Here is a 16375-nt window from a genome sequence, read left to right as displayed (position 1 = left end):
CCTCAAAGTTACAATTCGGTCATAAATTCGGTGATAGCCACGTCTACGGCGTGGAGGTCGTTGTCCATTTCCGTCTGATCAGGGAACAGGTCAGGCGGTGCTTTGGCGGTGTCGTTGTCATCGCCTTTGATGAGAAAAACGTGTTTGCCGTCCTTCTTGATGGCGCGCAGCACGATGGAGAAATAGCCCTCTGGCGTCAGCTTTTCGTTGAGCATCTTCCCGGTGGTCTTCATGCGGATCTTTCCCTCGGTCTCTTCGGTATGAGCCAGGAAATAGACGCGGAAGTCGTCCGGCAACTCGGTGGCCGCCATGATGATTCGCCAGATGTGATCTGCCATTTCGGTGAACTTGGCATAGCCGGTCTGGTACGCGCGGTTCATGTTTTCGTGCTGCATGACCACCTGGAAATCGTCGATGATCAGGACGCGGCGCGTTTTCGACTGCACCATGCGATAGATGGTGTCCAGCACCGTTTCCCAGTTATCCGATCGAAGAACGTTACCGCGCTGCTTGCTTCCGTCGGGCAGCAGCTTGCCGTGAAGTTTCCAGCCCGCAGACTTGAACGGCAGCATTTTGGGGATGCACTGGAGCAGCATCACATCGTCCGGATTGAAGTTGCGCAGGCTGTAGGACTTGCCTGCGCCAGAGTCACCGAGGATCAGCACTGGAGTACCCATCATTTACCCCCGTTCAGCCAGTGTTCAGCCGTAAACAGCACGTCTTCGTCGTCGCTGTTGGCAACGAGCCAGCGCAGGTAACCCGGTTCTGTTTTTGCCAGCTCTGCGAACGGGACGCCTTTATGCTTACCGAAGCGGAGTGCGTGCAGCAGGGAAGGGTTATTAGAGATGGCCCGCATTTCGCCCATCGTCCATTTCGCCAGGCGGCCCATATAAAGCAGCAATTCGGCGGTGACGTAGCAGTCATACAGCGCGCGGTGAGCGTAAAGCCCTTCAGGTACTTCCGGTTTCAGCCCGAGGCTGTAACGCAGGTACTGGTTGCTGTGGCTCTTGTGATCCGGCAGGAGCGAACGCGCCAGCTTAGCGGTACAGATCCACGGGGCGTTCATTGCAGGAAGTTTGGCTTTATCGAACTTTGCGTTGTGGGCGACATATGCGTCAGCGCCCATATAGCGGCCAATTACTTCACTGAGCAGCGGCGCGCCTTCCACCATATCTTCGGTGATATGGTGAATAGCCATGGCCTCAAAACCGATCGCCACGCCTGGCTTAACGAGGTCGCTCATTGGGTTGCAGATCACCCCGTCGACGATATCGACGCTGGCAATTTCCACCACGGTTTCCGGGCCGCCTTCCAGCCCAGTCGTTTCGGTATCAATGACACGCAACATTGTTAATCCCCTGTGTTCTGTAATCACAAACTGCATCGAAGTGCGCGAGCTGGTGGGCGATGGCCTCAAGGTCAGCTGGCGATAAGTGGTACATCAGGCACAGCAACGCGATAAGGTTCATGGCTTGCTGTTGGTTTTCGGATCGCATCGCTTTTTCTCCTGTTCTGGAAGCCCGGCACCGTGGAGGCTGCCGGAATCAATTCAGTCTTTCGGATTGAGCTTTTCTGTCAGTTCAGCCACACGATCACGCCCGGCCTTTTTGTATGCTTCGGCTGCGTTGCCGTCATACTTGTCATCTACTGCCTGTTCGAACTGCTCGATGGAGCCGAAGAAGCAACCCGCAGCGATCCGAAACTCTTTTCCGGTCCACACAGCGAAGATGGTACGGCTGTAGTAACCGCAGTTTTCACGGTAAGAAACGTTCGTGATCTTCTCCGGGCGCAGGTAGAGCGAGCCGTCCACGGTCAGATTGTCCGGCAGAGCGGTGATGCTGGTGCCGCGCAGGTCGAGCCAGCCGCCCACGGTCAGATTGTCCGGCAAGGCGTCGACGCCGCTAACATCTTCCAGATCCAGATTGTGGGTGACGGTGATATTCCCGTTATCGGAAACAGTGTGCTGAATATCGTTTTTAACGAGGTGCTTAATTAAGTCGAACATTGCTGATCCTTAAATTTTGGGTGTAACAATCCTGTCGCTTTAATAGCCGACCGTTCGGTTAAATTCGGTTTTGCTGGTGGTTTTAGCCCTGCGCTTCGCCGCAGAACGGGCAGAAACTCATTTTCACGTTGGTTTCCAGGCGGTTCAGGTTTTTAGCCATTTCGCCGTTTTTCTTTTTGGCCCGGTACGCCAGTTTGTATTTCAGCATCACAAACAGTTTGCCTTCGGAAAGAGAAAGAACCTGATTATCCCAGCCGGTATCAAAAGTGCTTTCGCTTACTTCAGCACCTTCCGGAACCTTCTCTTTCAGTCGCGCTTCGATCTGAGCACCGACCTCATTAATGCAGTTGCACATCCCTTATCCCTCAAAATTTCGCGTCATAACCTGCTGGCGTTTCGTCAGCGTGAATGATGCCTTCGACTGGATAGCAGTTAGTGACGCCCATTTGCTCACTCGCTGCCGCTTCACATTGCTGCTGATTGTCGAAAATACCGACGACAGCATCCTGGTAATCACCGTTCGTCATGGTGATGGTCAGCACTAATGCGTACAGGGCTCCCATCAGTGAGTCCCCGCAGGCACAAGATTTGGTTCGATGGTGCGTGAGGCATAAGGGCGGCGAATGTGGCGCAGATTGCCCTGCGGCTCGTGCCAGTAGGTGCCGTCGCGGTAGTCGTAGGAAACCTGCCATGCTGCGCCGGTGCGACTGTTGCGCATGACGACTGCACGACCGTTGTTTGGTACTGCGTGGTTAATTTTCATCTCATCCCCTTGCCGTCTTCCCGGCTGCCAGAACTTTTACCCGGGCATTCGCGTTTGAATGCGTTGTTTGGATGAGTGGATAATAGCTTTGGGTATTTTAACTGTAAATAGCTAAAGATATAATTTATTGCATTCGGTTGTTATTTTTATGATAACTAAAGAAATTTATTTTAAATAACTTGCGTGATATGATTAAAAAATCAGCTAATGGAGGGGGTTATGGAATTCGATGAAGAACGCGCAGGCATGATTTCGAGCGCCATTGGTTTGGCTGTGGTGAACTTGATTACTTATGGCGTCCCTATCAACAAAGAAAATCTTGTCGAACAACTCGAACGAACGAGGCGAGAGACTGGGAATGTGATTGGAAAGGGCGTTAACAGGGATGCGGCTGAGATAGTAAGAAAGGGGGTTTAAAACCCGGCCTTTTGGCCGGATTAACAAATGGGCTCATTTAGCCATGTTTTCGATAAGTCTGAGGCATGCTACCAATCACCTTACCGAAGATAAAAACTCGGTTCATTTCATCGCGCTCTATTGGTTCCCAGGCTGGGTAGATCTTGTTGTCAGAAATGACAATAAGCTTATCTTTCATTTTCTGGAGCCGCTTAACATGCGCTGTTTCGTCATAGAGAAATGCGTAAATACCATCGCCATCAAAACTGCGAATGCTGATATCAACAAACAGCAGATCACCAGGCTCGATTGTCCCTGACATACTGTCACCGCTGACATTTATTATTCGTATCTGTTCTGCTTTCCTGCCGTTAAACATTCTCTTGGCATCGTCTGGCGAGTACTCAACCGAACGTAATACCTCAACGAACTCATTGTTAATCACTCCAGGCCCCGCGCTAACAGAAACGTCAAGAACCTCCAGCCGATAGCTAGATGAGTTAGATTTTGCTTCACGTTCTGCGGGCAATTGTCCATCGTAGCGCATAGGTTCAACCCCATCGGCAAGCCATTCGGGGCGGACCCCTAGTGCTTTTGAAATCTCATATAACTTTCTGGTGTTTTGCGTTCTACCTGTAGCTAATTTCCATACGCTGGGTTGAGACATGCCCACAGCCTCCCCGAGGGAAGCCTGACTGTGCCCTGCATCTTTCATGGCTCGATTGAGCCTGTCCGCGAAAGTCTCTTTTTTCATATTCATAAAATTATAGCCACGGCTATTGTTAGTCAAATAGCTAAAGGTATTTACAGTTTGAATAGCTTTGGCTATTATCATCTCACTAACCAATTCTGGAGTTATTTATGGTTAACAAAGCAATCAGCTCTGCAATCGGAATTGTGGGCAGCCAGCAAAAGTTAGCTGAGGCATGTGGTGTTCGTCAGCCCACTGTTTGGGCATGGCTACATGGAAAGAAAAAAGCCTCAGCAAGCAATGCAATCCGCATTGAGAGAGCCACTAACGGGGAGGTTCAGGCCTACGAAATTCGCCCTGATCTTCCTGATTTATTCCCTCACCCTAATCACGCTAATTAACCGTGTTAGCTCAACTCATAGAGGAATTATCACCAATGGAGAACGCAATCGCACGAAAGTTAGACCCGCCAGTTATCAATCCGGTTGAGATAGAAAGCGTCCTGCTCAACCGGCTTGCATCAGTGGGCCAGAAGTCTTACGCCGAGCATATGGGCATCAGCGAGTCGACAGCCAGCAGGCGTAAAGCCGAAGGGCATTTCAGCACCATGGCGAAAGAACTGGCATTCCTTGGGATTCAGGCTGCGCCACCGGAAGCGGTGCTGGTATCGCGTGAATATCTGGCCTCAGTCGAAACGCTCGCCGATATCGGGCTGAAAGCCGAACGAGCCAGGCCGGGGCCGCTGGGGTGGGATTAAGCCATGAACCATATCGAATTCATAGAAAAGCATGTGCGTGAAGAACTGCTAAAGCTCGGTTTCTCTCTGGGAGTGGCTCAGGGGGGGCATTCCAGGCTATCGACATGTACAAGCGCATGAGCCAGGCAAGCAGAAAGGGGAAGATTTTTGATGATGTTTTGCGGCACGCAAAGCTGTGGGCGGAGAAGCAGCAGTTACCCGCTGACCGCTTTGAGAAGCGAAAAGTTAAACGGAACGCCCAGCCGGGCCTGTTCTGAAAAGGCGAAAGCCGCAGTGCGTGAACACATGCGGCTCTCAGGTGCAACAAACGTGAGTAAATTGCGAGGTCAATTCTAATGCCAAAGCGCAAAAAGTACCAGGAAAATGAGGAGCGACGCCTTCAGGATTCCCCTGATGGGCTGGTGGTTGCCGCGTCAAAAAACAGGGCGTTCGCCGAACGTCTGGTGGGCGTGATCCGTCTGGCTCTGGCTTCATCGGGAGTGAAAAATGGGCGTCGTTAAGTTAGCAGACTACCTGCCTCAGCGTGAGGTATTGGAGAGTAAAGTGGCAAGTCTTGATGACGGGTACATGCGTATTGCTACCAGCATCGGGAAGCTTAAGCCAAAACTGAAACTTGCAGGCCGAGAACATCAGGTTCTGGATGCCGTTATCTACTGCACCTTTGGCTGGAATAAGTCAGAGGACAAGGTAACAAATACATATCTGGCTGATGTGACTGGCCTGGATGATTCGGATGTAGCGGCTGCCCTGAATGTTCTGGCAGAACGCCGGATTATTAATCTGCGTAAAGTGGGTGGGTTCAAGCTGGTAAGCGTTAACGTAAGCATTGATAAATGGGTTCTCAATAAGACACCAAAAAAATCACCCAAAAGGTTGGGCGGAACTACCCAAAACGTTGGGCGAAAAGAGGTTTTGAATTGGGCGAAATCACCCGACACCCTAAACAGTCTTACCAAAGACAATATAAATACCCCCCAACCCCCAGAGGGGGAGTGTGTCGGGCAGGAAGAAAAACCTGTCACAAAGAAAACTCAGATCGACTACCAGGCGGTGCTGTCTGCATACAACACCACCCTGGGAGACCGCCTTCCCCAGGCAGAGGCACTAAACGACAAACGTCGCCGTGCTATCAAACGCCTGCTGACCGAACTGAAAGAGCCAACCGTCGAGGCGGTGGAGAATTACTTCGCCGCTTTCGCTGAGCGAGCACCAAAGTTTTACTTCGGTGAGAACGACAGAGGCTGGCGCGCCAGTTTCGATTATCTGTTGCGCTCTGACACCCTGCTGAAAACCAGGGAGAAAGCGCTATGACCGACATGAACATGATCCCGCAGAACATCGAAGCCGAACAAAGTGTGCTGGGCGGCATGATGCTGGATAGCGGTAGCGATCGCTGCCAGACCGCCATGTCGATGCTCAAACCAGAATCGTTCTACATCCGCCCCCACCAGGTGATTTTCGCCGAGATGCGGGAGCTGGCAGCCAACCAGAAGCCTATCGACCTGATCACCCTGATTGAGTCGCTGGAATCTAAAGGGCTTGGCGAGCAGGCTGGTGGCTTCGCTTACATGGCCGAGATATCCAAAAACACTCCCAGCGCGGCGAACATCGTTCACTACGCCATGCTGGTGCGCGAGAAAGCCATGGAGCGTTACGGCATTGACAAGCTGAACAGCGCCACCGAGCTGCTGTATTCCCGCAACGGGATGACCACCAGCCAGAAGTTTGACGCTATTCAGACCCTGTTCACTGATATCGCTGACTACGCGAAAACCGGTAACCGCCGGGGGCTCCGCGAGTTTTCGGAAGTGATGGGCGACTGGGTGGACGAGGTGGAAGCGCGCTGGAGCGACTCAGACGCAACGCGTGGACTGTCGACGGGGATTGGCTCGCTGGATGACCTGCTGCAACCGAAAGGACTGGTTAAAGGCGCTCTGATGGTGATCGGCGCACGTCCGAAGATGGGTAAAACCACGCTGTATAGCCAGCTGGCCGTCAACTGTGCCGAAGTTGAGCAGCTCCCCGCGCTGATGTTTAGCCTCGAAATGCCGGATAAGCAGATTGTGGAGCGCATGATCGGGCAGGTCAGTCGCGTGAATACCGACGTGTTTTATGGCGATCGGTACGACGACGCGCAGGTGGCAATGGCTTTTGCCGCTGGTGGACGTCTGGCCCAGACCGGAAACCTTTACGTCGACGACACGCCCGGGATCACGCTGGCGCACATCGTCGCAGAGTCACGCCGCATTAAACGCGAACGCGGCGCTGTCGGCATGGTGCTGGTGGACTACCTGACCCTGATGACCGCAGACAAGGCTGACCGTAACGATCTGGCCTACGGGATTATCACGAAGGGGCTGAAGAACCTGGCGAAGGAACTGAACTGCATCGTGGTGCTGCTTACCCAGCTGAACCGCGATCTGGAGAAGCGTACCAACAAACGTCCTATGCCGAGTGACTCCCGCGATACCGGGCAGATTGAGCAGGATTGCGATTACTGGATCGGCATTTACCGCGAAGGCGCATACGACGAAAACGCAGATCAGGCGGCTACCGAATTGCTGTTGCGCCTGAACCGCCACGGCCCGACTGGCGTTGTTTATTGTGACCAGCGTAACGGTGCGATCTACGACTGTGACCAGGCTGCTGCTGAGCAGAAACGCCGCGCGAATGATGCCAGGCCCAACAAAAAGAGGGAATTTTGATGAAAATTTACATTGCTGGGCCAATGACCGGCATCCCGAAATATAACCGCCCTGCGTTCCATTTTGAGGCTATGCGCCTGGCTTCGGAAGGCCATGTGGTGTTAAACCCCGCGACGCTTCCCGATGGCCTGAGCCAGCCAGAGTACATGGATATTTGTCTCGCAATGCTCCGCTGCGCTGACGGTATTTTCCTGCTGTCCGGCTGGCAGAACTCCGCAGGCGCAAAAGCGGAACACGCTCTGGCTCAAAAGCTGGATCTGGAAATCATTCATCAGGAGAACGCGGCATGACCAACAAAACCAAAGAACTCGTAGCTGCCGGGCATGCGCTGGCGAAAGATCTGCATTGCGCTGAGTCTGCCGCGCTGGTGCGCGAACTGGCGACACAGCTGGATGTGCAACTATCTCGCAGTAATGCGCTGGCTGCGGAGAATGCGGGGCTGAAGGCTGCGTTTGACAAGCCTCAAGCCTATCTATCCTGGCACGCTATCCCGCCAACTTGGGAAGACCCTCTCCCGTGCGGTGAGTATCTTGATGTTCACGATGATGCTGGCCACAAGAATTCCGACGGTACTGATTGCTGGCCGGTATATGCCAAGCCAGAAATCAACACCCCGGCCACCGACGCTTTCCTGGCCGAAGTGCGGGAAAGTGCTATTCCAGATGAAGCCACTGAGCGTGATTTATTCGAAGAATGGGTAATGGAGAAGATATTCATCTCTAAGACCACGCTAGAAGGTTTGCGCACTGATGATGGCTACCGAAATTCGACTCTATCAGGCCGTGATTACAACGGAATGTGGTCGCAGTGGAAAGCAATTCGCGCCGCCCAGCTTCACCAGGAGACAGCCCAATGACCATCAACAAACAGGCGCTGCGTGAAATCGCAGCGGCAGCAGTTGGCGCACATGAGCGCCTTAGTGTTATGCCGCCTGATGACATTTTCGATATCTCACTGGCAGAAGGAACTCAGCTTGATGCAGATATCACTGCCTTGAACGCGCTGAACTCCGCAGCAAACCCCACTACCGTGCTGGCGCTGCTGGATGAGCTGGAAGCCAAAGACAAGAGGATTGCTGAGCTGGAGGCACGTGAAATCAATCTGCCGCCATATTCGTTCTTCGACTTCAAGCAAGGCTCTCCGTTCAAAAGTGGTGCTTATTGCCATATTGATTCTGTAAACCAAGAGCTATCCAAGCATGGCATCAAGATGACCGCCGCAGCCGGAAAAGGAGAGTGAGCATGAAAAATTATCTCAGCAATTTAGCCAGCATGCTTCAGGGCATTGCAGGTGTAATTTCAGACGGTGAAAAGGTGCGGAAAGAGTGCCCTGCGCACTTAAAGTCAGCATTGCTAGAAGCCTCTCACGCGCTGGATGGTCAATCGGTCAGGGTCAATTATCCGCCTAATGGCAAGCCTGAAATTGTTAATGCCCGCGGACACCATCGACCGCTTACCTTGCGGGAAAGAGTGGCAATTCGCTTACTTGGCGGAAGAACGGAGATTCGCCCATGAGCACTATTACCAAAGAACGCGCACAACAAATTTTCCTCGGCAACGGTCCTGAGCCAACTGCATCAGAAGAAAGGGAGCTGGCGCGTATCGCGCTGGCATCGCTCGAAGCGGAGGCTGTTGGTACGTTCAAGAAAGGTCCGTGTGGGTACCACCCATCTTTTCATGAAGATGCCGTTCCGCTATACACTGCCCCGCCAGCGCCAGCAAATGCCGAACCCGTAGCCTGGCTGTGGTCACACAGGAAACATCCAAGCGAAGTATCTCTCGTTAGGCCTGAAGATGATGAGAGAGCTGAAGGAGTTCACTGGTCTGGGTGGAGTTGTCAGGCGCTTTATGCCGCGCCGCCAGCGCCGATATCTGTGCCTGAGTGTTTCAAGCGCCTTCTCCACCATGCTTACGGCATGACAATGGGGCATGACTGGAACAAAGGAACTATGGCTGGACATCACCGCGCCAAGCTGTGTCAGGCTGTTGATGAGTGCCGGGCAGCCATGCTTCAGGGTGCAGATGGTACCCTCACCAATGAAGGTACCATACCAGTCACGCAATTTAAGCCGGTAGCAGACCTGTACGGCTTAACCTCACCAACTGGCGGCGAAACATCATTCACTTTCGACGCTGTTGAAGCTCGCGATTTCATTGATGGCGGTTGGTTATGTCAGGAGTACGTGGAGCTTGAACGCTTTCAGGAAGCGATAACCAACCATACCGAGGATAAGCTCGCTATGGTTGACCATTCCGGTGACTCCAACAATATGGTTGAACCTGTAACGACGGCTTGCAAGTTGCCAGATGATTTCGACTTCGATCGCTTTAACGATGTAGTTTGGCTGGAGGCTGTAGCAAGCAATCCTCACATGCATTCGCCAACAACATCGACCATCGCTATGGTGGCGCTGGAGCTGAACAGGAAGTTAGCTGATGGCAACTCTCCGGTGATTCCGGATGGTTGGGTGATGGTGCCGGTTGAGCCTACAGAAGACATGATCGTTTACGGCTTCGAGTCCGAACCGGATGAGGACTTCAGCGATCCGGCTGCATGGGAGGAGTACCAGGCTATGAGTGGGTGCCGACAGGCGGCGCATCGGGCTAAATTATGTTGGGCAGCGATGATTGCTGCTGCGCCGAAACTGGAGGTGGAGTGATGGACACTTTCGCGAAATACACGATTATTGACTGGATTGTTCTCTTCCAGGTAGTGCTCATCTGGTTTTTTATGGCTTACAAGGCTGGGCAATGGATTTTCGGCGTAGCACTTCGTAAAGGCTGGCGGTGGTGGAATCGTAAGGATGAGAAATTGCTGGCTTTGGATTCCTTTTACGAGGCGTTTAACCTTGGGGATATCCAGCCGGGGAATGCCATTGTGGTCACCACTGAAAGCGGTATGACTATTCGCATCCACAAGCCAAAGGGGCCGGATAATGGCTAAAACCGCCGCCGAACGCAAAGCCGCCCAGCGTGCCCGGCAAGCTGCTGCTGGTGGGCGTAAATTTGAGCTCATACTTGATACGCAGGAACTGGAGATGCTGGAGCGCAATTGTGCATCACGCCGCCCGGGGCGAGCGCCGTATGAAATGAGCGAGTACGTCGCGATGCTGATCCGCCAGGATGATGCCCGGGTGCGCGGACGCATCAAAGCCATCAGTGCGAACCGTTGCGGGAAATGTGGCGATGCGCTGCCGGTTGAGTCGTGTCCTTGCGACGGTGATTCGCAATGCTGGGTTACGCGCGGCTGGCATGAAACCAAATTAGCGGTGTGACATGTCACAATGTAATCAATGACATACAAGCCTCTTCGGAGGCTTTTTTTGTCGGCGTTAAATTGCTTTTGCCACAATGCCCAGCCATAATATCCCTGCCAGCCTGAACAACTGACACCCGGACATTCGCGCCACGGAGAACACCATGGCGCAGCACCACCAGCTTAAACACAATCGCCTGACGTTATCCGACGTCAGCGATTTGTCGTATCTGTCGCTTAACCTCTTCGGGGGTGACGCGTGAGCCAACAATTCCACCTCGTTAACGAAAGCGTTAAGCAGAACGCTATCAACTACATTCGTCAGTTGCCGGTCGACAGCAAGCGCCCGCTGATTCTCGACGTGAAAGAGTCGACGCGTACCGCTATTCAAAACCGCAAGATGTGGCCGCTCCTGAAAGACCTTTCCGACCAGGTTCTCTGGTTCGGCAACAAATACGATTCCGACGACTGGAAAGACCTCATCACCGCGCTGGTGGCGAAGACCAAAAAGCAGGAACAGAGAATGGCTCCCGGCCTCGATGGCGGCGTCGTGATGTTCGGCCAGCGCACCAGCAAAATGACCATTCCCCAGATGGTCGAAGTCATCGAGACGATTTACTGGTTCGGCATCCAGCAGGGCGTCACCTTCAGCGAAAAATCCCGCAATGAAATCGAGTGGGCGAAGCGTTGGGGGGAGAGCAATGCGAAATAACTCCAATCAGCGAACCTACCGCAGCAAAAAATGGCTCGCCGCTGTCGGGCAGATCGAACAGTGCGTGTTATGCGGTTCATGGGGGACACAGGTTGCGCACCGTAACGAAGGCAAAGGCATGGGCCTTAAAGCCGATGATTGCGCCACGGCGGCGATCTGCGTTTGCTGCCACGACAGCATCGACAACGGGAGCAAGCTATCGCGCGACGAACGTCGCCAGCTTATGGACCGCGCCATCGTTTTGACCGTTATCCAGATCGCCCGCCTTGGGCTGGTGGTGCCAGCATGAAAATTTACGATATCACCCCAATCGGTAAGCCTCGAATGACCCGCGCCGACAAATGGAAAAAGCGACCAGCGGTCATGCGTTACCGCGCATTTTGCGATGAAGCTCGCCTGCGCAAAATTAACCTGCGCCGAGTCCGGCGCGCACGTCACCTTCGTTATGCCAATGCCCCCGAGCTGGAGCAAAAAGAAGCGAGAACAATTCAACGGCAAGCCGCACCAGTCAAAACCAGACTGCGACAACATGCTTAAAGCGTTGATGGATGCGCTATTTGATGATGATTCCAGCGTCTGGGATTGTCGCATCACGAAGCTATGGGGCGAGAAAGGTCAGATCATCATCCGGGAGAGCTCACAGTGACACGCAACGAAATCAACACCTACCAGAAGAGTTCCATCGAACGTGCGACGTTTCCAACTGCGCAATATCTGGAGTTTATCCGGCAACAACTGATTGTTGCGACCGCTGATATGAGTGGGGCGACAAAAGGGCAATTAATGGCCTGGCGGGAGAACGCCCAGTTTGATACCGACACATTCAAGAGAAAGAAACCCCGAATAATGGATGAGGTAACAGGGAAAATGATCACCTTGGATAACCCGCCAATACCCGGTAAGCAATCCCGCGCCAAGGGATCATCAATTGCATTAGTGAGCCCAGTTGAGTTTTCAACGGCATCATGGCGGCGGGCTATGCTGGCACTCGACGACCACCAGAAAGCATGGCTGCTGTGGAACTACAGCGAAAATATCCGCTTTGAGTACCAGGTGGCTATAACCCAGTGGGCGTGGGCAGAGTTCCGTGAGCAGCTCGGCGAGAAGAAGGTGGCGGGCAAGACACTGGAGCGCCTGAAGAAGCTGATATGGCTGGCGGCGCAGGACGTCAAAGCAGAGCTGGCTGGGCGTGAGACGTACGAATATCAGGCGCTCGCAGAACTGGCGGGCGTAGCGAAATCGACTTGGACGGAAACGTATTTGCCTCACTGGCTGGCGATGCGTAACAGCTTTAAGCGGCTCGATAGCGGTGCTCTTATCTCCGTAACGCGATCACGTTCACAACAAAAGGCGACAAATTTAGATGTAAGTCTTGCAAAACCGAACTGAAACGCATATATTTCATGTAAATCTGATATTGTCGCCATAGCTTCGTAGGTCGACAAAGAATTAAGAGCCTCGCCATCGCGCGGGGCTTTTTTATTTGCGGTACGCCGCACACAGAACCCACTGCCTGGGACCCTTCGGCCGACGAGCCGGCATTGCCTTACCCCCATATTGCCCGCCTGTCGCGGGCTTTTTTATTTCAGGATCCGGGAACCATCCTCGACATGCCTTCTTGTTAAATCGTCCCGAGGGCCTGACCCCTTTTAAACACACAGCCCCCGCTTTTAAGCCGGAGGTTAGAGACTATGAAAATGCATAACGATCCCCACTCCTGGACGGAGTTTATCGAACTACTCCACAGTTGGTGGCGTGGAGAAACGCCGATGGGTGCCGTATTGCTATCGGTTGTTATGGCTGCTATGCGAATCGCTTACGGCGGTGGCGGCTGGAAGAAAATGCTCCTTGAGGGGGCAATCTGTGGAGCCCTGACCCTTACAGCTGTGTCAGCTCTTGATTACTTCAACCTTCCGCAGTCCCTGTCGATTGCTATCGGTGGCGCGCTCGGGTTTGTTGGCGTAGAGCAGGTTAAAGTTATGGCTTCCCGGGTGTTTAATTCTCGCTTTGGAGGCGGAGATGCAAACCAGTGATAAAGGCATTTCCCTGATCAAACAGTTCGAAGGTTGCAAGCTCACCGCCTACCAGGACAGCGTCGGAGTGTGGACGATCGGATACGGATGGACTCAGCCTGTCGACGGTAAACCAATCCGCGCCGGGATGACGATTAAGCAGGAAACGGCAGAGCGTCTGCTGAAGACTGGACTGGTCAGCTACGAAAGCGATGTGTCCCGCCTGGTCAAAGTGGGTCTGACTCAAGGGCAGTTCGATGCTCTGGTGTCGTTCACGTATAACCTTGGTGCTCGCTCCCTGTCGACATCGACACTGCTGCGAAAACTCAACTCCGGTGATTACGCTGGCGCTGCCGATGAGTTCCTGCGCTGGAATAAAGCTGGTGGCAAAGTCCTGAACGGGCTGACCCGTCGCCGGGAGGCAGAGCGGGCTCTGTTCCTGTCATGATTGGCGCGCTGGTTAAGCGTTACTGGCTGCAGCTGCTGGTGGTGGCGTTAATCGGTGTGCTGGCGTTCTTCGTGAACCACTACCGCAACAACGCCATCGCCTACAAAGACCAGCGCGATAAAGAAACGGTCAGGGCAGACAAATCAGAGGCGATCACCAACAACGTGATCACCACGATGAACCTCATTCGTGACATCTCACAGGCTACCCAGAATGCTAAGAACGAACTGGCCCAGAAAGGCGAAACGCGCATTGTCTACATCAGGCAGGCGCTTGAAGGAGATCCGTGCGCTAACCAGCTTGTTCCTTCTGCCGCTGCTGACAGCTTGCGGGAATACGCAGACAGTTTACGTTCCATCCCCAGTGGTGCCGATAAGCGCTGACCTGACTGCAGAAACGCCGATCCCAGGAATGGCGGTTCCGTTCACGTGGCAGGCAAGTCTGGAGTTAAACGCTCAGCTCTATACGGCGCTAGGGCAGTGCAATCTGGATAAGGCGGCAATCAGGAAAATCGAATCATCACGAGCCTCGCAATAGCGGGGCTTTTTTATGTCCGCAGTAAACCGCGCATTCTCGTGCGCATATCAACCAAGAGCCTTTCGGGGTAGAGCTTGAGATAGGGCAGTGGTAACGCTGACCGCTCTTGGGCTGCCCGTATCTACGAGAACAGGCTCAACCACCAAAAGGTATCAGCGAAATGAAATCATTAACCCTCTTCAATCAACCAATCCGTGTCGGGGAAGACGGCATGATCTGCCTCACCGATATGTGGAAAGCCAGTGGCAAAAGTGATGCTGAGTCGCCGTACCACTATCTGCGAAACAAGCAGACAAAAGAGTTCCTGGCCGAGCTGGAGAAAAACCACGAATCTGTGGTTTTCACTGCACGCGGCGTACATGGCGGAACCTATGGCGGGAAGTTTGTTGCTTACGATTATGCGGCCTGGTTAAACCCAGGGTTCAAGTACGCAGCTTATAAAATCCTCGATGACTACTTCACCGGAGAGCTTCAGCATCGCAACAGCTTAAGTGCGCAGCTCAACATGAAGTGTCATGAGTTTGACCAGAAGAAGGACATGGCGAGATTCTGCAGGCAAGGCCTCGCTGCATGGCGCTATACAAAGTTTGTATTGGTCGCTGAGATTAACACCCTGGCTAACCAATTGCAGATTAAGATCCCCGGGCTGCCGGGATGAGTAATCGCGTCATCGAATGCGCCTCCAGAGCGGGGCGCGACTTCTCAGAGTTCATGAAAGGCGAGAAGGGCATGATGGAAGCGCTGGCCTCGGTTGATCAGTTTGGCGAGCAACTCCGTCTCAACGGCTGCGTCAATCATCACTTTGTCAGTTACATGATGAGGAACTCGATCATGCAGGCATTCATGGACATGGCAAACGCCGAGAAGAAAGAAGAGCGCCGCCGTAAAAGAGCGGAAGCAAAAACGAAGTAGCCATTACAGAAGCCCTTCACTGAGGGGCTTCGATAATGGATCACTGGAATTATTCATGAACAGACCACACCCACCAGCGCATTTTACGATGCCACCTGACCCGAAGCCGTACATCAGCATAATGCCCGCCAGTGACGTTGGCGAGTGGCTGAATCAGCACATCCTGAGCGATGAGGGTGACCTCTACAACCCTGACCACCAGCATTTGCTTGAAGCGGATCTGTGCTTTCTCTGGGCGTCGAACGCTTTCGAGAAGAAAGGGCGTTCCGTGCTGGGGCAGGCGGAAGAAGTGGCAATGCGGGCTGGAGGCTGGCAGAAAGCGCGGATGGAACAGCAAATGTATGAATGGTTCGGCAGGGTGCCGCAGTTCATCATCACGCTGGCCGCCGATTACTGTTCGGAATGTTCTGATCTGGAGTTCTGCGCGCTGATAGAGCACGAGCTTTACCACATCTGCCAGGCGACAAATGAATTTGGTGCGCCGAAGTTCACGCAGGAAGGGCAGCCAAAGCTGAAGCTGCGCGGCCATGACGTGGAAGAGTTTGTGGGCGTGGTTCGCCGTTACGGTGCGAGCCGGGACGTGCAGGAAATGATTGATGCGGCGAATCAGCCAGCGGAGGTTGCTCATCTCGATATTGCCAGAGCGTGCGGGACGTGCATGCTGCGACTGGCTTAAATACTGGACTGTATAAGACGAATGGTGATTTATGGCTGCATTAAAACCTGATGTGAAAGCCTTCATCATTCAGTCGCTTGCGTGCTATGACACGCCATCGCAGGTGGTCGAGGCTGTCCAAAAAGAATTCGGGATCAAGATCACCCGCCAGCAGGCTGAATCTCACGACCCCACGAAGGCCAGCGGTAAGACGCTTGCCAAAAAGTGGATCGAGATGTTCCACGCGACGCGCGAACGATTCCTGACCGAAACCAGCGACATTCCGATCGCGAACAAATCCTATCGCCTCCGCGTGCTTGACCGCATGGCAACCAAAACCGAGGGGATGAAAAACTTCTCCCTGACGGCGCAGCTTATTGAACAGGCCGCGAAAGAGGTTGGCGACGCTTACACCAATAAGCTGAAGGTTGAGAGCACTGGCAAGGATGGCGGCCCGATCAAGACCGAGACGACCAACCTCACCGCAGATCAGGCCGCAGAGATTTACCGCAAGATGATGGGGTGAT

The 16375-nt window shown here is 53.3% G+C and carries 33 protein-coding genes and 1 pseudogene; 26 read left to right on the top strand and 8 right to left on the bottom strand.

All coding sequences use genetic code 11. From position 1 onward, the window contains the following. Nucleotides 1-8: 8 nt before the first annotated feature. From AC0XWG_RS02665 to AC0XWG_RS02635, 7 genes are all read right to left on the bottom strand, one after another. Nucleotides 9-677, bottom strand: a complete 669-nt coding sequence (locus AC0XWG_RS02665) for a DEAD/DEAH box helicase family protein (protein WP_000537165.1) — start codon at nt 675-677, stop codon at nt 9-11. Next, nucleotides 677-1348, bottom strand: a complete 672-nt coding sequence (gene exoX / locus AC0XWG_RS02660) for an exodeoxyribonuclease X (RefSeq protein ID WP_368789953.1) — start codon at nt 1346-1348, stop codon at nt 677-679. The genes AC0XWG_RS02665 and exoX overlap by 1 nt, the downstream gene beginning before the upstream one ends. Continuing rightward, nucleotides 1332-1496: a hypothetical protein gene (locus tag AC0XWG_RS02655; RefSeq protein WP_215757732.1), complete on the bottom strand. Its 165-nt coding sequence runs from the start codon at nt 1494-1496 to the stop codon at nt 1332-1334. Before AC0XWG_RS02655 ends, exoX begins: the two co-directional genes overlap by 17 nt. 53 nt (nt 1497-1549) lie before the next feature. Continuing rightward, nucleotides 1550-2005, bottom strand: a complete 456-nt coding sequence (locus AC0XWG_RS02650) for a hypothetical protein (RefSeq protein ID WP_475680353.1) — start codon at nt 2003-2005, stop codon at nt 1550-1552. Between the two features lie 82 nt (nt 2006-2087). Continuing rightward, nucleotides 2088-2360: a hypothetical protein gene (locus tag AC0XWG_RS02645; protein WP_289423657.1), complete on the bottom strand. Its 273-nt coding sequence runs from the start codon at nt 2358-2360 to the stop codon at nt 2088-2090. A gap of 10 nt (nt 2361-2370) precedes the next feature. Beyond that, nucleotides 2371-2568, bottom strand: a complete 198-nt coding sequence (locus tag AC0XWG_RS02640; RefSeq protein WP_000501155.1) for a DUF1482 family protein — start codon at nt 2566-2568, stop codon at nt 2371-2373. Next, nucleotides 2568-2768: a hypothetical protein gene (locus AC0XWG_RS02635; RefSeq protein ID WP_080298635.1), complete on the bottom strand. Its 201-nt coding sequence runs from the start codon at nt 2766-2768 to the stop codon at nt 2568-2570. The genes AC0XWG_RS02640 and AC0XWG_RS02635 overlap by 1 nt, the downstream gene beginning before the upstream one ends. 219 nt (nt 2769-2987) lie before the next feature. Between AC0XWG_RS02635 and AC0XWG_RS02630 the strand changes: the two genes are divergently transcribed. Beyond that, nucleotides 2988-3185, top strand: a complete 198-nt coding sequence (locus tag AC0XWG_RS02630; RefSeq protein WP_047634008.1) for a hypothetical protein — start codon at nt 2988-2990, stop codon at nt 3183-3185. Nucleotides 3186-3222: 37 nt separating this feature from the next. Here AC0XWG_RS02630 and AC0XWG_RS02625 read toward each other — a convergent pair whose 3' ends face one another. After that, on the bottom strand, nt 3223-3918 hold the full coding sequence (locus AC0XWG_RS02625) for an XRE family transcriptional regulator (RefSeq protein WP_047635047.1): 696 nt from the start codon (nt 3916-3918) through the stop codon (nt 3223-3225). Nucleotides 3919-4025: 107 nt separating this feature from the next. Here AC0XWG_RS02625 and AC0XWG_RS02620 point away from each other — a divergent pair, with 107 nt between their 5' ends. From AC0XWG_RS02620 to AC0XWG_RS02500, 25 genes and pseudogenes are all read left to right on the top strand, one after another. Beyond that, nucleotides 4026-4256 carry a transcriptional regulator gene (locus tag AC0XWG_RS02620; RefSeq protein ID WP_047634006.1) on the top strand — a complete coding sequence of 77 codons (231 nt, stop codon included), beginning with the start codon at nt 4026-4028 and terminating at the stop codon, nt 4254-4256. Nucleotides 4257-4291: 35 nt separating this feature from the next. Continuing rightward, nucleotides 4292-4612: a CII family transcriptional regulator gene (locus AC0XWG_RS02615; protein ID WP_000426372.1), complete on the top strand. Its 321-nt coding sequence runs from the start codon at nt 4292-4294 to the stop codon at nt 4610-4612. Between the two features lie 104 nt (nt 4613-4716). Beyond that, complete coding sequence (locus AC0XWG_RS02610) at nt 4717-4869, top strand: hypothetical protein (RefSeq protein WP_000278093.1); 153 nt, start codon at nt 4717-4719, stop codon at nt 4867-4869. Between the two features lie 78 nt (nt 4870-4947). Next, nucleotides 4948-5112: a hypothetical protein gene (locus tag AC0XWG_RS02605; RefSeq protein WP_047634001.1), complete on the top strand. Its 165-nt coding sequence runs from the start codon at nt 4948-4950 to the stop codon at nt 5110-5112. After that, nucleotides 5099-5923: a replication protein gene (locus tag AC0XWG_RS02600; protein WP_289441680.1), complete on the top strand. Its 825-nt coding sequence runs from the start codon at nt 5099-5101 to the stop codon at nt 5921-5923. Before AC0XWG_RS02605 ends, AC0XWG_RS02600 begins: the two co-directional genes overlap by 14 nt. Beyond that, nucleotides 5920-7317 carry a DnaB-like helicase C-terminal domain-containing protein gene (locus tag AC0XWG_RS02595; RefSeq protein ID WP_047063806.1) on the top strand — a complete coding sequence of 466 codons (1398 nt, stop codon included), beginning with the start codon at nt 5920-5922 and terminating at the stop codon, nt 7315-7317. Before AC0XWG_RS02600 ends, AC0XWG_RS02595 begins: the two co-directional genes overlap by 4 nt. Then, the gene (locus AC0XWG_RS02590; RefSeq protein WP_047063808.1) at nt 7317-7607 is read left to right on the top strand and encodes a DUF4406 domain-containing protein; all 291 of its coding nucleotides are present in this window, start codon (nt 7317-7319) and stop codon (nt 7605-7607) included. Before AC0XWG_RS02595 ends, AC0XWG_RS02590 begins: the two co-directional genes overlap by 1 nt. Further along, the gene (locus AC0XWG_RS02585) at nt 7604-8173 is read left to right on the top strand and encodes a hypothetical protein (RefSeq protein ID WP_475680352.1); all 570 of its coding nucleotides are present in this window, start codon (nt 7604-7606) and stop codon (nt 8171-8173) included. The genes AC0XWG_RS02590 and AC0XWG_RS02585 overlap by 4 nt, the downstream gene beginning before the upstream one ends. Further along, nucleotides 8170-8556 (top strand): ead/Ea22-like family protein, encoded by a 387-nt coding sequence (locus tag AC0XWG_RS02580; RefSeq protein WP_447604385.1) that lies wholly within the window; start codon nt 8170-8172, stop codon nt 8554-8556. Before AC0XWG_RS02585 ends, AC0XWG_RS02580 begins: the two co-directional genes overlap by 4 nt. Before the next feature lie 2 nt (nt 8557-8558). Beyond that, nucleotides 8559-8831: a hypothetical protein gene (locus AC0XWG_RS02575; protein ID WP_475680351.1), complete on the top strand. Its 273-nt coding sequence runs from the start codon at nt 8559-8561 to the stop codon at nt 8829-8831. Then, nucleotides 8828-9976, top strand: a complete 1149-nt coding sequence (locus AC0XWG_RS02570) for a hypothetical protein (RefSeq protein WP_475680350.1) — start codon at nt 8828-8830, stop codon at nt 9974-9976. The genes AC0XWG_RS02575 and AC0XWG_RS02570 overlap by 4 nt, the downstream gene beginning before the upstream one ends. Continuing rightward, complete coding sequence (locus AC0XWG_RS02565; protein ID WP_165472959.1) at nt 9976-10260, top strand: DUF4752 family protein; 285 nt, start codon at nt 9976-9978, stop codon at nt 10258-10260. Before AC0XWG_RS02570 ends, AC0XWG_RS02565 begins: the two co-directional genes overlap by 1 nt. Then, nucleotides 10253-10591, top strand: coding sequence for a hypothetical protein (locus AC0XWG_RS02560; RefSeq protein WP_280021500.1), 339 nt, complete (start codon nt 10253-10255; stop codon nt 10589-10591). The genes AC0XWG_RS02565 and AC0XWG_RS02560 overlap by 8 nt, the downstream gene beginning before the upstream one ends. A gap of 240 nt (nt 10592-10831) precedes the next feature. Next, nucleotides 10832-11284, top strand: a complete 453-nt coding sequence (locus tag AC0XWG_RS02555) for a recombination protein NinB (RefSeq protein ID WP_280021499.1) — start codon at nt 10832-10834, stop codon at nt 11282-11284. Continuing rightward, nucleotides 11274-11573 carry a DUF1364 family protein gene (locus tag AC0XWG_RS02550; RefSeq protein WP_058690040.1) on the top strand — a complete coding sequence of 100 codons (300 nt, stop codon included), beginning with the start codon at nt 11274-11276 and terminating at the stop codon, nt 11571-11573. Before AC0XWG_RS02555 ends, AC0XWG_RS02550 begins: the two co-directional genes overlap by 11 nt. Further along, nucleotides 11570-11930: pseudogene (locus tag AC0XWG_RS02545) on the top strand (RusA family crossover junction endodeoxyribonuclease). The gene AC0XWG_RS02550 and the pseudogene AC0XWG_RS02545 overlap by 4 nt, the downstream one beginning before the upstream one ends. Before the next feature lie 110 nt (nt 11931-12040). After that, the gene (locus AC0XWG_RS02540; protein WP_475680758.1) at nt 12041-12673 is read left to right on the top strand and encodes a bacteriophage antitermination protein Q; all 633 of its coding nucleotides are present in this window, start codon (nt 12041-12043) and stop codon (nt 12671-12673) included. A gap of 302 nt (nt 12674-12975) precedes the next feature. Beyond that, nucleotides 12976-13317, top strand: coding sequence for a phage holin, lambda family (locus tag AC0XWG_RS02535; RefSeq protein ID WP_048976644.1), 342 nt, complete (start codon nt 12976-12978; stop codon nt 13315-13317). Further along, a complete protein-coding gene (locus tag AC0XWG_RS02530) occupies nt 13304-13744 on the top strand; it encodes a lysozyme (protein ID WP_150343992.1) in 441 nt (146 codons plus the stop codon). Before AC0XWG_RS02535 ends, AC0XWG_RS02530 begins: the two co-directional genes overlap by 14 nt. Then, nucleotides 13741-14127 carry a DUF2570 domain-containing protein gene (locus tag AC0XWG_RS02525; protein WP_246957622.1) on the top strand — a complete coding sequence of 129 codons (387 nt, stop codon included), beginning with the start codon at nt 13741-13743 and terminating at the stop codon, nt 14125-14127. The genes AC0XWG_RS02530 and AC0XWG_RS02525 overlap by 4 nt, the downstream gene beginning before the upstream one ends. Continuing rightward, nucleotides 14108-14281 carry an Rz1-like lysis system protein LysC gene (gene lysC / locus AC0XWG_RS02520; RefSeq protein ID WP_119918975.1) on the top strand — a complete coding sequence of 58 codons (174 nt, stop codon included), beginning with the start codon at nt 14108-14110 and terminating at the stop codon, nt 14279-14281. Before AC0XWG_RS02525 ends, lysC begins: the two co-directional genes overlap by 20 nt. A gap of 160 nt (nt 14282-14441) precedes the next feature. Beyond that, nucleotides 14442-14939, top strand: a complete 498-nt coding sequence (locus AC0XWG_RS02515; RefSeq protein ID WP_280021516.1) for a KilA-N domain-containing protein — start codon at nt 14442-14444, stop codon at nt 14937-14939. Then, on the top strand, nt 14936-15193 hold the full coding sequence (locus AC0XWG_RS02510) for a hypothetical protein (RefSeq protein ID WP_096149710.1): 258 nt from the start codon (nt 14936-14938) through the stop codon (nt 15191-15193). Before AC0XWG_RS02515 ends, AC0XWG_RS02510 begins: the two co-directional genes overlap by 4 nt. Before the next feature lie 55 nt (nt 15194-15248). Then, nucleotides 15249-15869: a putative metallopeptidase gene (locus AC0XWG_RS02505; protein ID WP_475680349.1), complete on the top strand. Its 621-nt coding sequence runs from the start codon at nt 15249-15251 to the stop codon at nt 15867-15869. A 31-nt stretch (nt 15870-15900) separates the two neighbouring features. Continuing rightward, nucleotides 15901-16374 carry a DUF2280 domain-containing protein gene (locus tag AC0XWG_RS02500; protein ID WP_016243561.1) on the top strand — a complete coding sequence of 158 codons (474 nt, stop codon included), beginning with the start codon at nt 15901-15903 and terminating at the stop codon, nt 16372-16374. Nucleotide 16375 lies beyond the last annotated feature (1 nt).

Source organism: Enterobacter sp. DVT3837 (assembly GCF_056238685.1).
This window is presented reverse-complemented; position numbering and strand designations above follow the sequence as displayed.

Excerpts from the sequence above, each read along its gene's own strand:
- AC0XWG_RS02665 (WP_000537165.1), bottom strand. The coding sequence starts at position 677 with ATGGGTACTCCAGTGCTGATCCTCGGTGACTCTGGCGCAGGCAAGTCC.
- exoX (WP_368789953.1), bottom strand. The coding sequence starts at position 1,348 with ATGTTGCGTGTCATTGATACCGAAACGACTGGGCTGGAAGGCGGCCCG.
- AC0XWG_RS02655 (WP_215757732.1), bottom strand. The coding sequence starts at position 1,496 with ATGCGATCCGAAAACCAACAGCAAGCCATGAACCTTATCGCGTTGCTG.
- AC0XWG_RS02650 (WP_475680353.1), bottom strand. The coding sequence starts at position 2,005 with ATGTTCGACTTAATTAAGCACCTCGTTAAAAACGATATTCAGCACACT.
- AC0XWG_RS02645 (WP_289423657.1), bottom strand. The coding sequence starts at position 2,360 with ATGTGCAACTGCATTAATGAGGTCGGTGCTCAGATCGAAGCGCGACTG.
- AC0XWG_RS02640 (WP_000501155.1), bottom strand. The coding sequence starts at position 2,568 with ATGGGAGCCCTGTACGCATTAGTGCTGACCATCACCATGACGAACGGT.
- AC0XWG_RS02635 (WP_080298635.1), bottom strand. The coding sequence starts at position 2,768 with ATGAAAATTAACCACGCAGTACCAAACAACGGTCGTGCAGTCGTCATG.
- AC0XWG_RS02630 (WP_047634008.1), top strand. The coding sequence starts at position 2,988 with ATGGAATTCGATGAAGAACGCGCAGGCATGATTTCGAGCGCCATTGGT.
- AC0XWG_RS02625 (WP_047635047.1), bottom strand. The coding sequence starts at position 3,918 with ATGAAAAAAGAGACTTTCGCGGACAGGCTCAATCGAGCCATGAAAGAT.
- AC0XWG_RS02620 (WP_047634006.1), top strand. The coding sequence starts at position 4,026 with ATGGTTAACAAAGCAATCAGCTCTGCAATCGGAATTGTGGGCAGCCAG.
- AC0XWG_RS02615 (WP_000426372.1), top strand. The coding sequence starts at position 4,292 with ATGGAGAACGCAATCGCACGAAAGTTAGACCCGCCAGTTATCAATCCG.
- AC0XWG_RS02610 (WP_000278093.1), top strand. The coding sequence starts at position 4,717 with ATGTACAAGCGCATGAGCCAGGCAAGCAGAAAGGGGAAGATTTTTGAT.
- AC0XWG_RS02605 (WP_047634001.1), top strand. The coding sequence starts at position 4,948 with ATGCCAAAGCGCAAAAAGTACCAGGAAAATGAGGAGCGACGCCTTCAG.
- AC0XWG_RS02600 (WP_289441680.1), top strand. The coding sequence starts at position 5,099 with ATGGGCGTCGTTAAGTTAGCAGACTACCTGCCTCAGCGTGAGGTATTG.
- AC0XWG_RS02595 (WP_047063806.1), top strand. The coding sequence starts at position 5,920 with ATGACCGACATGAACATGATCCCGCAGAACATCGAAGCCGAACAAAGT.
- AC0XWG_RS02590 (WP_047063808.1), top strand. The coding sequence starts at position 7,317 with ATGAAAATTTACATTGCTGGGCCAATGACCGGCATCCCGAAATATAAC.
- AC0XWG_RS02585 (WP_475680352.1), top strand. The coding sequence starts at position 7,604 with ATGACCAACAAAACCAAAGAACTCGTAGCTGCCGGGCATGCGCTGGCG.
- AC0XWG_RS02580 (WP_447604385.1), top strand. The coding sequence starts at position 8,170 with ATGACCATCAACAAACAGGCGCTGCGTGAAATCGCAGCGGCAGCAGTT.
- AC0XWG_RS02575 (WP_475680351.1), top strand. The coding sequence starts at position 8,559 with ATGAAAAATTATCTCAGCAATTTAGCCAGCATGCTTCAGGGCATTGCA.
- AC0XWG_RS02570 (WP_475680350.1), top strand. The coding sequence starts at position 8,828 with ATGAGCACTATTACCAAAGAACGCGCACAACAAATTTTCCTCGGCAAC.
- AC0XWG_RS02565 (WP_165472959.1), top strand. The coding sequence starts at position 9,976 with ATGGACACTTTCGCGAAATACACGATTATTGACTGGATTGTTCTCTTC.
- AC0XWG_RS02560 (WP_280021500.1), top strand. The coding sequence starts at position 10,253 with ATGGCTAAAACCGCCGCCGAACGCAAAGCCGCCCAGCGTGCCCGGCAA.
- AC0XWG_RS02550 (WP_058690040.1), top strand. The coding sequence starts at position 11,274 with ATGCGAAATAACTCCAATCAGCGAACCTACCGCAGCAAAAAATGGCTC.
- AC0XWG_RS02540 (WP_475680758.1), top strand. The coding sequence starts at position 12,041 with ATGAGTGGGGCGACAAAAGGGCAATTAATGGCCTGGCGGGAGAACGCC.
- AC0XWG_RS02535 (WP_048976644.1), top strand. The coding sequence starts at position 12,976 with ATGAAAATGCATAACGATCCCCACTCCTGGACGGAGTTTATCGAACTA.
- AC0XWG_RS02530 (WP_150343992.1), top strand. The coding sequence starts at position 13,304 with ATGCAAACCAGTGATAAAGGCATTTCCCTGATCAAACAGTTCGAAGGT.
- AC0XWG_RS02525 (WP_246957622.1), top strand. The coding sequence starts at position 13,741 with ATGATTGGCGCGCTGGTTAAGCGTTACTGGCTGCAGCTGCTGGTGGTG.
- AC0XWG_RS02515 (WP_280021516.1), top strand. The coding sequence starts at position 14,442 with ATGAAATCATTAACCCTCTTCAATCAACCAATCCGTGTCGGGGAAGAC.
- AC0XWG_RS02510 (WP_096149710.1), top strand. The coding sequence starts at position 14,936 with ATGAGTAATCGCGTCATCGAATGCGCCTCCAGAGCGGGGCGCGACTTC.
- AC0XWG_RS02505 (WP_475680349.1), top strand. The coding sequence starts at position 15,249 with ATGAACAGACCACACCCACCAGCGCATTTTACGATGCCACCTGACCCG.
- AC0XWG_RS02500 (WP_016243561.1), top strand. The coding sequence starts at position 15,901 with ATGGCTGCATTAAAACCTGATGTGAAAGCCTTCATCATTCAGTCGCTT.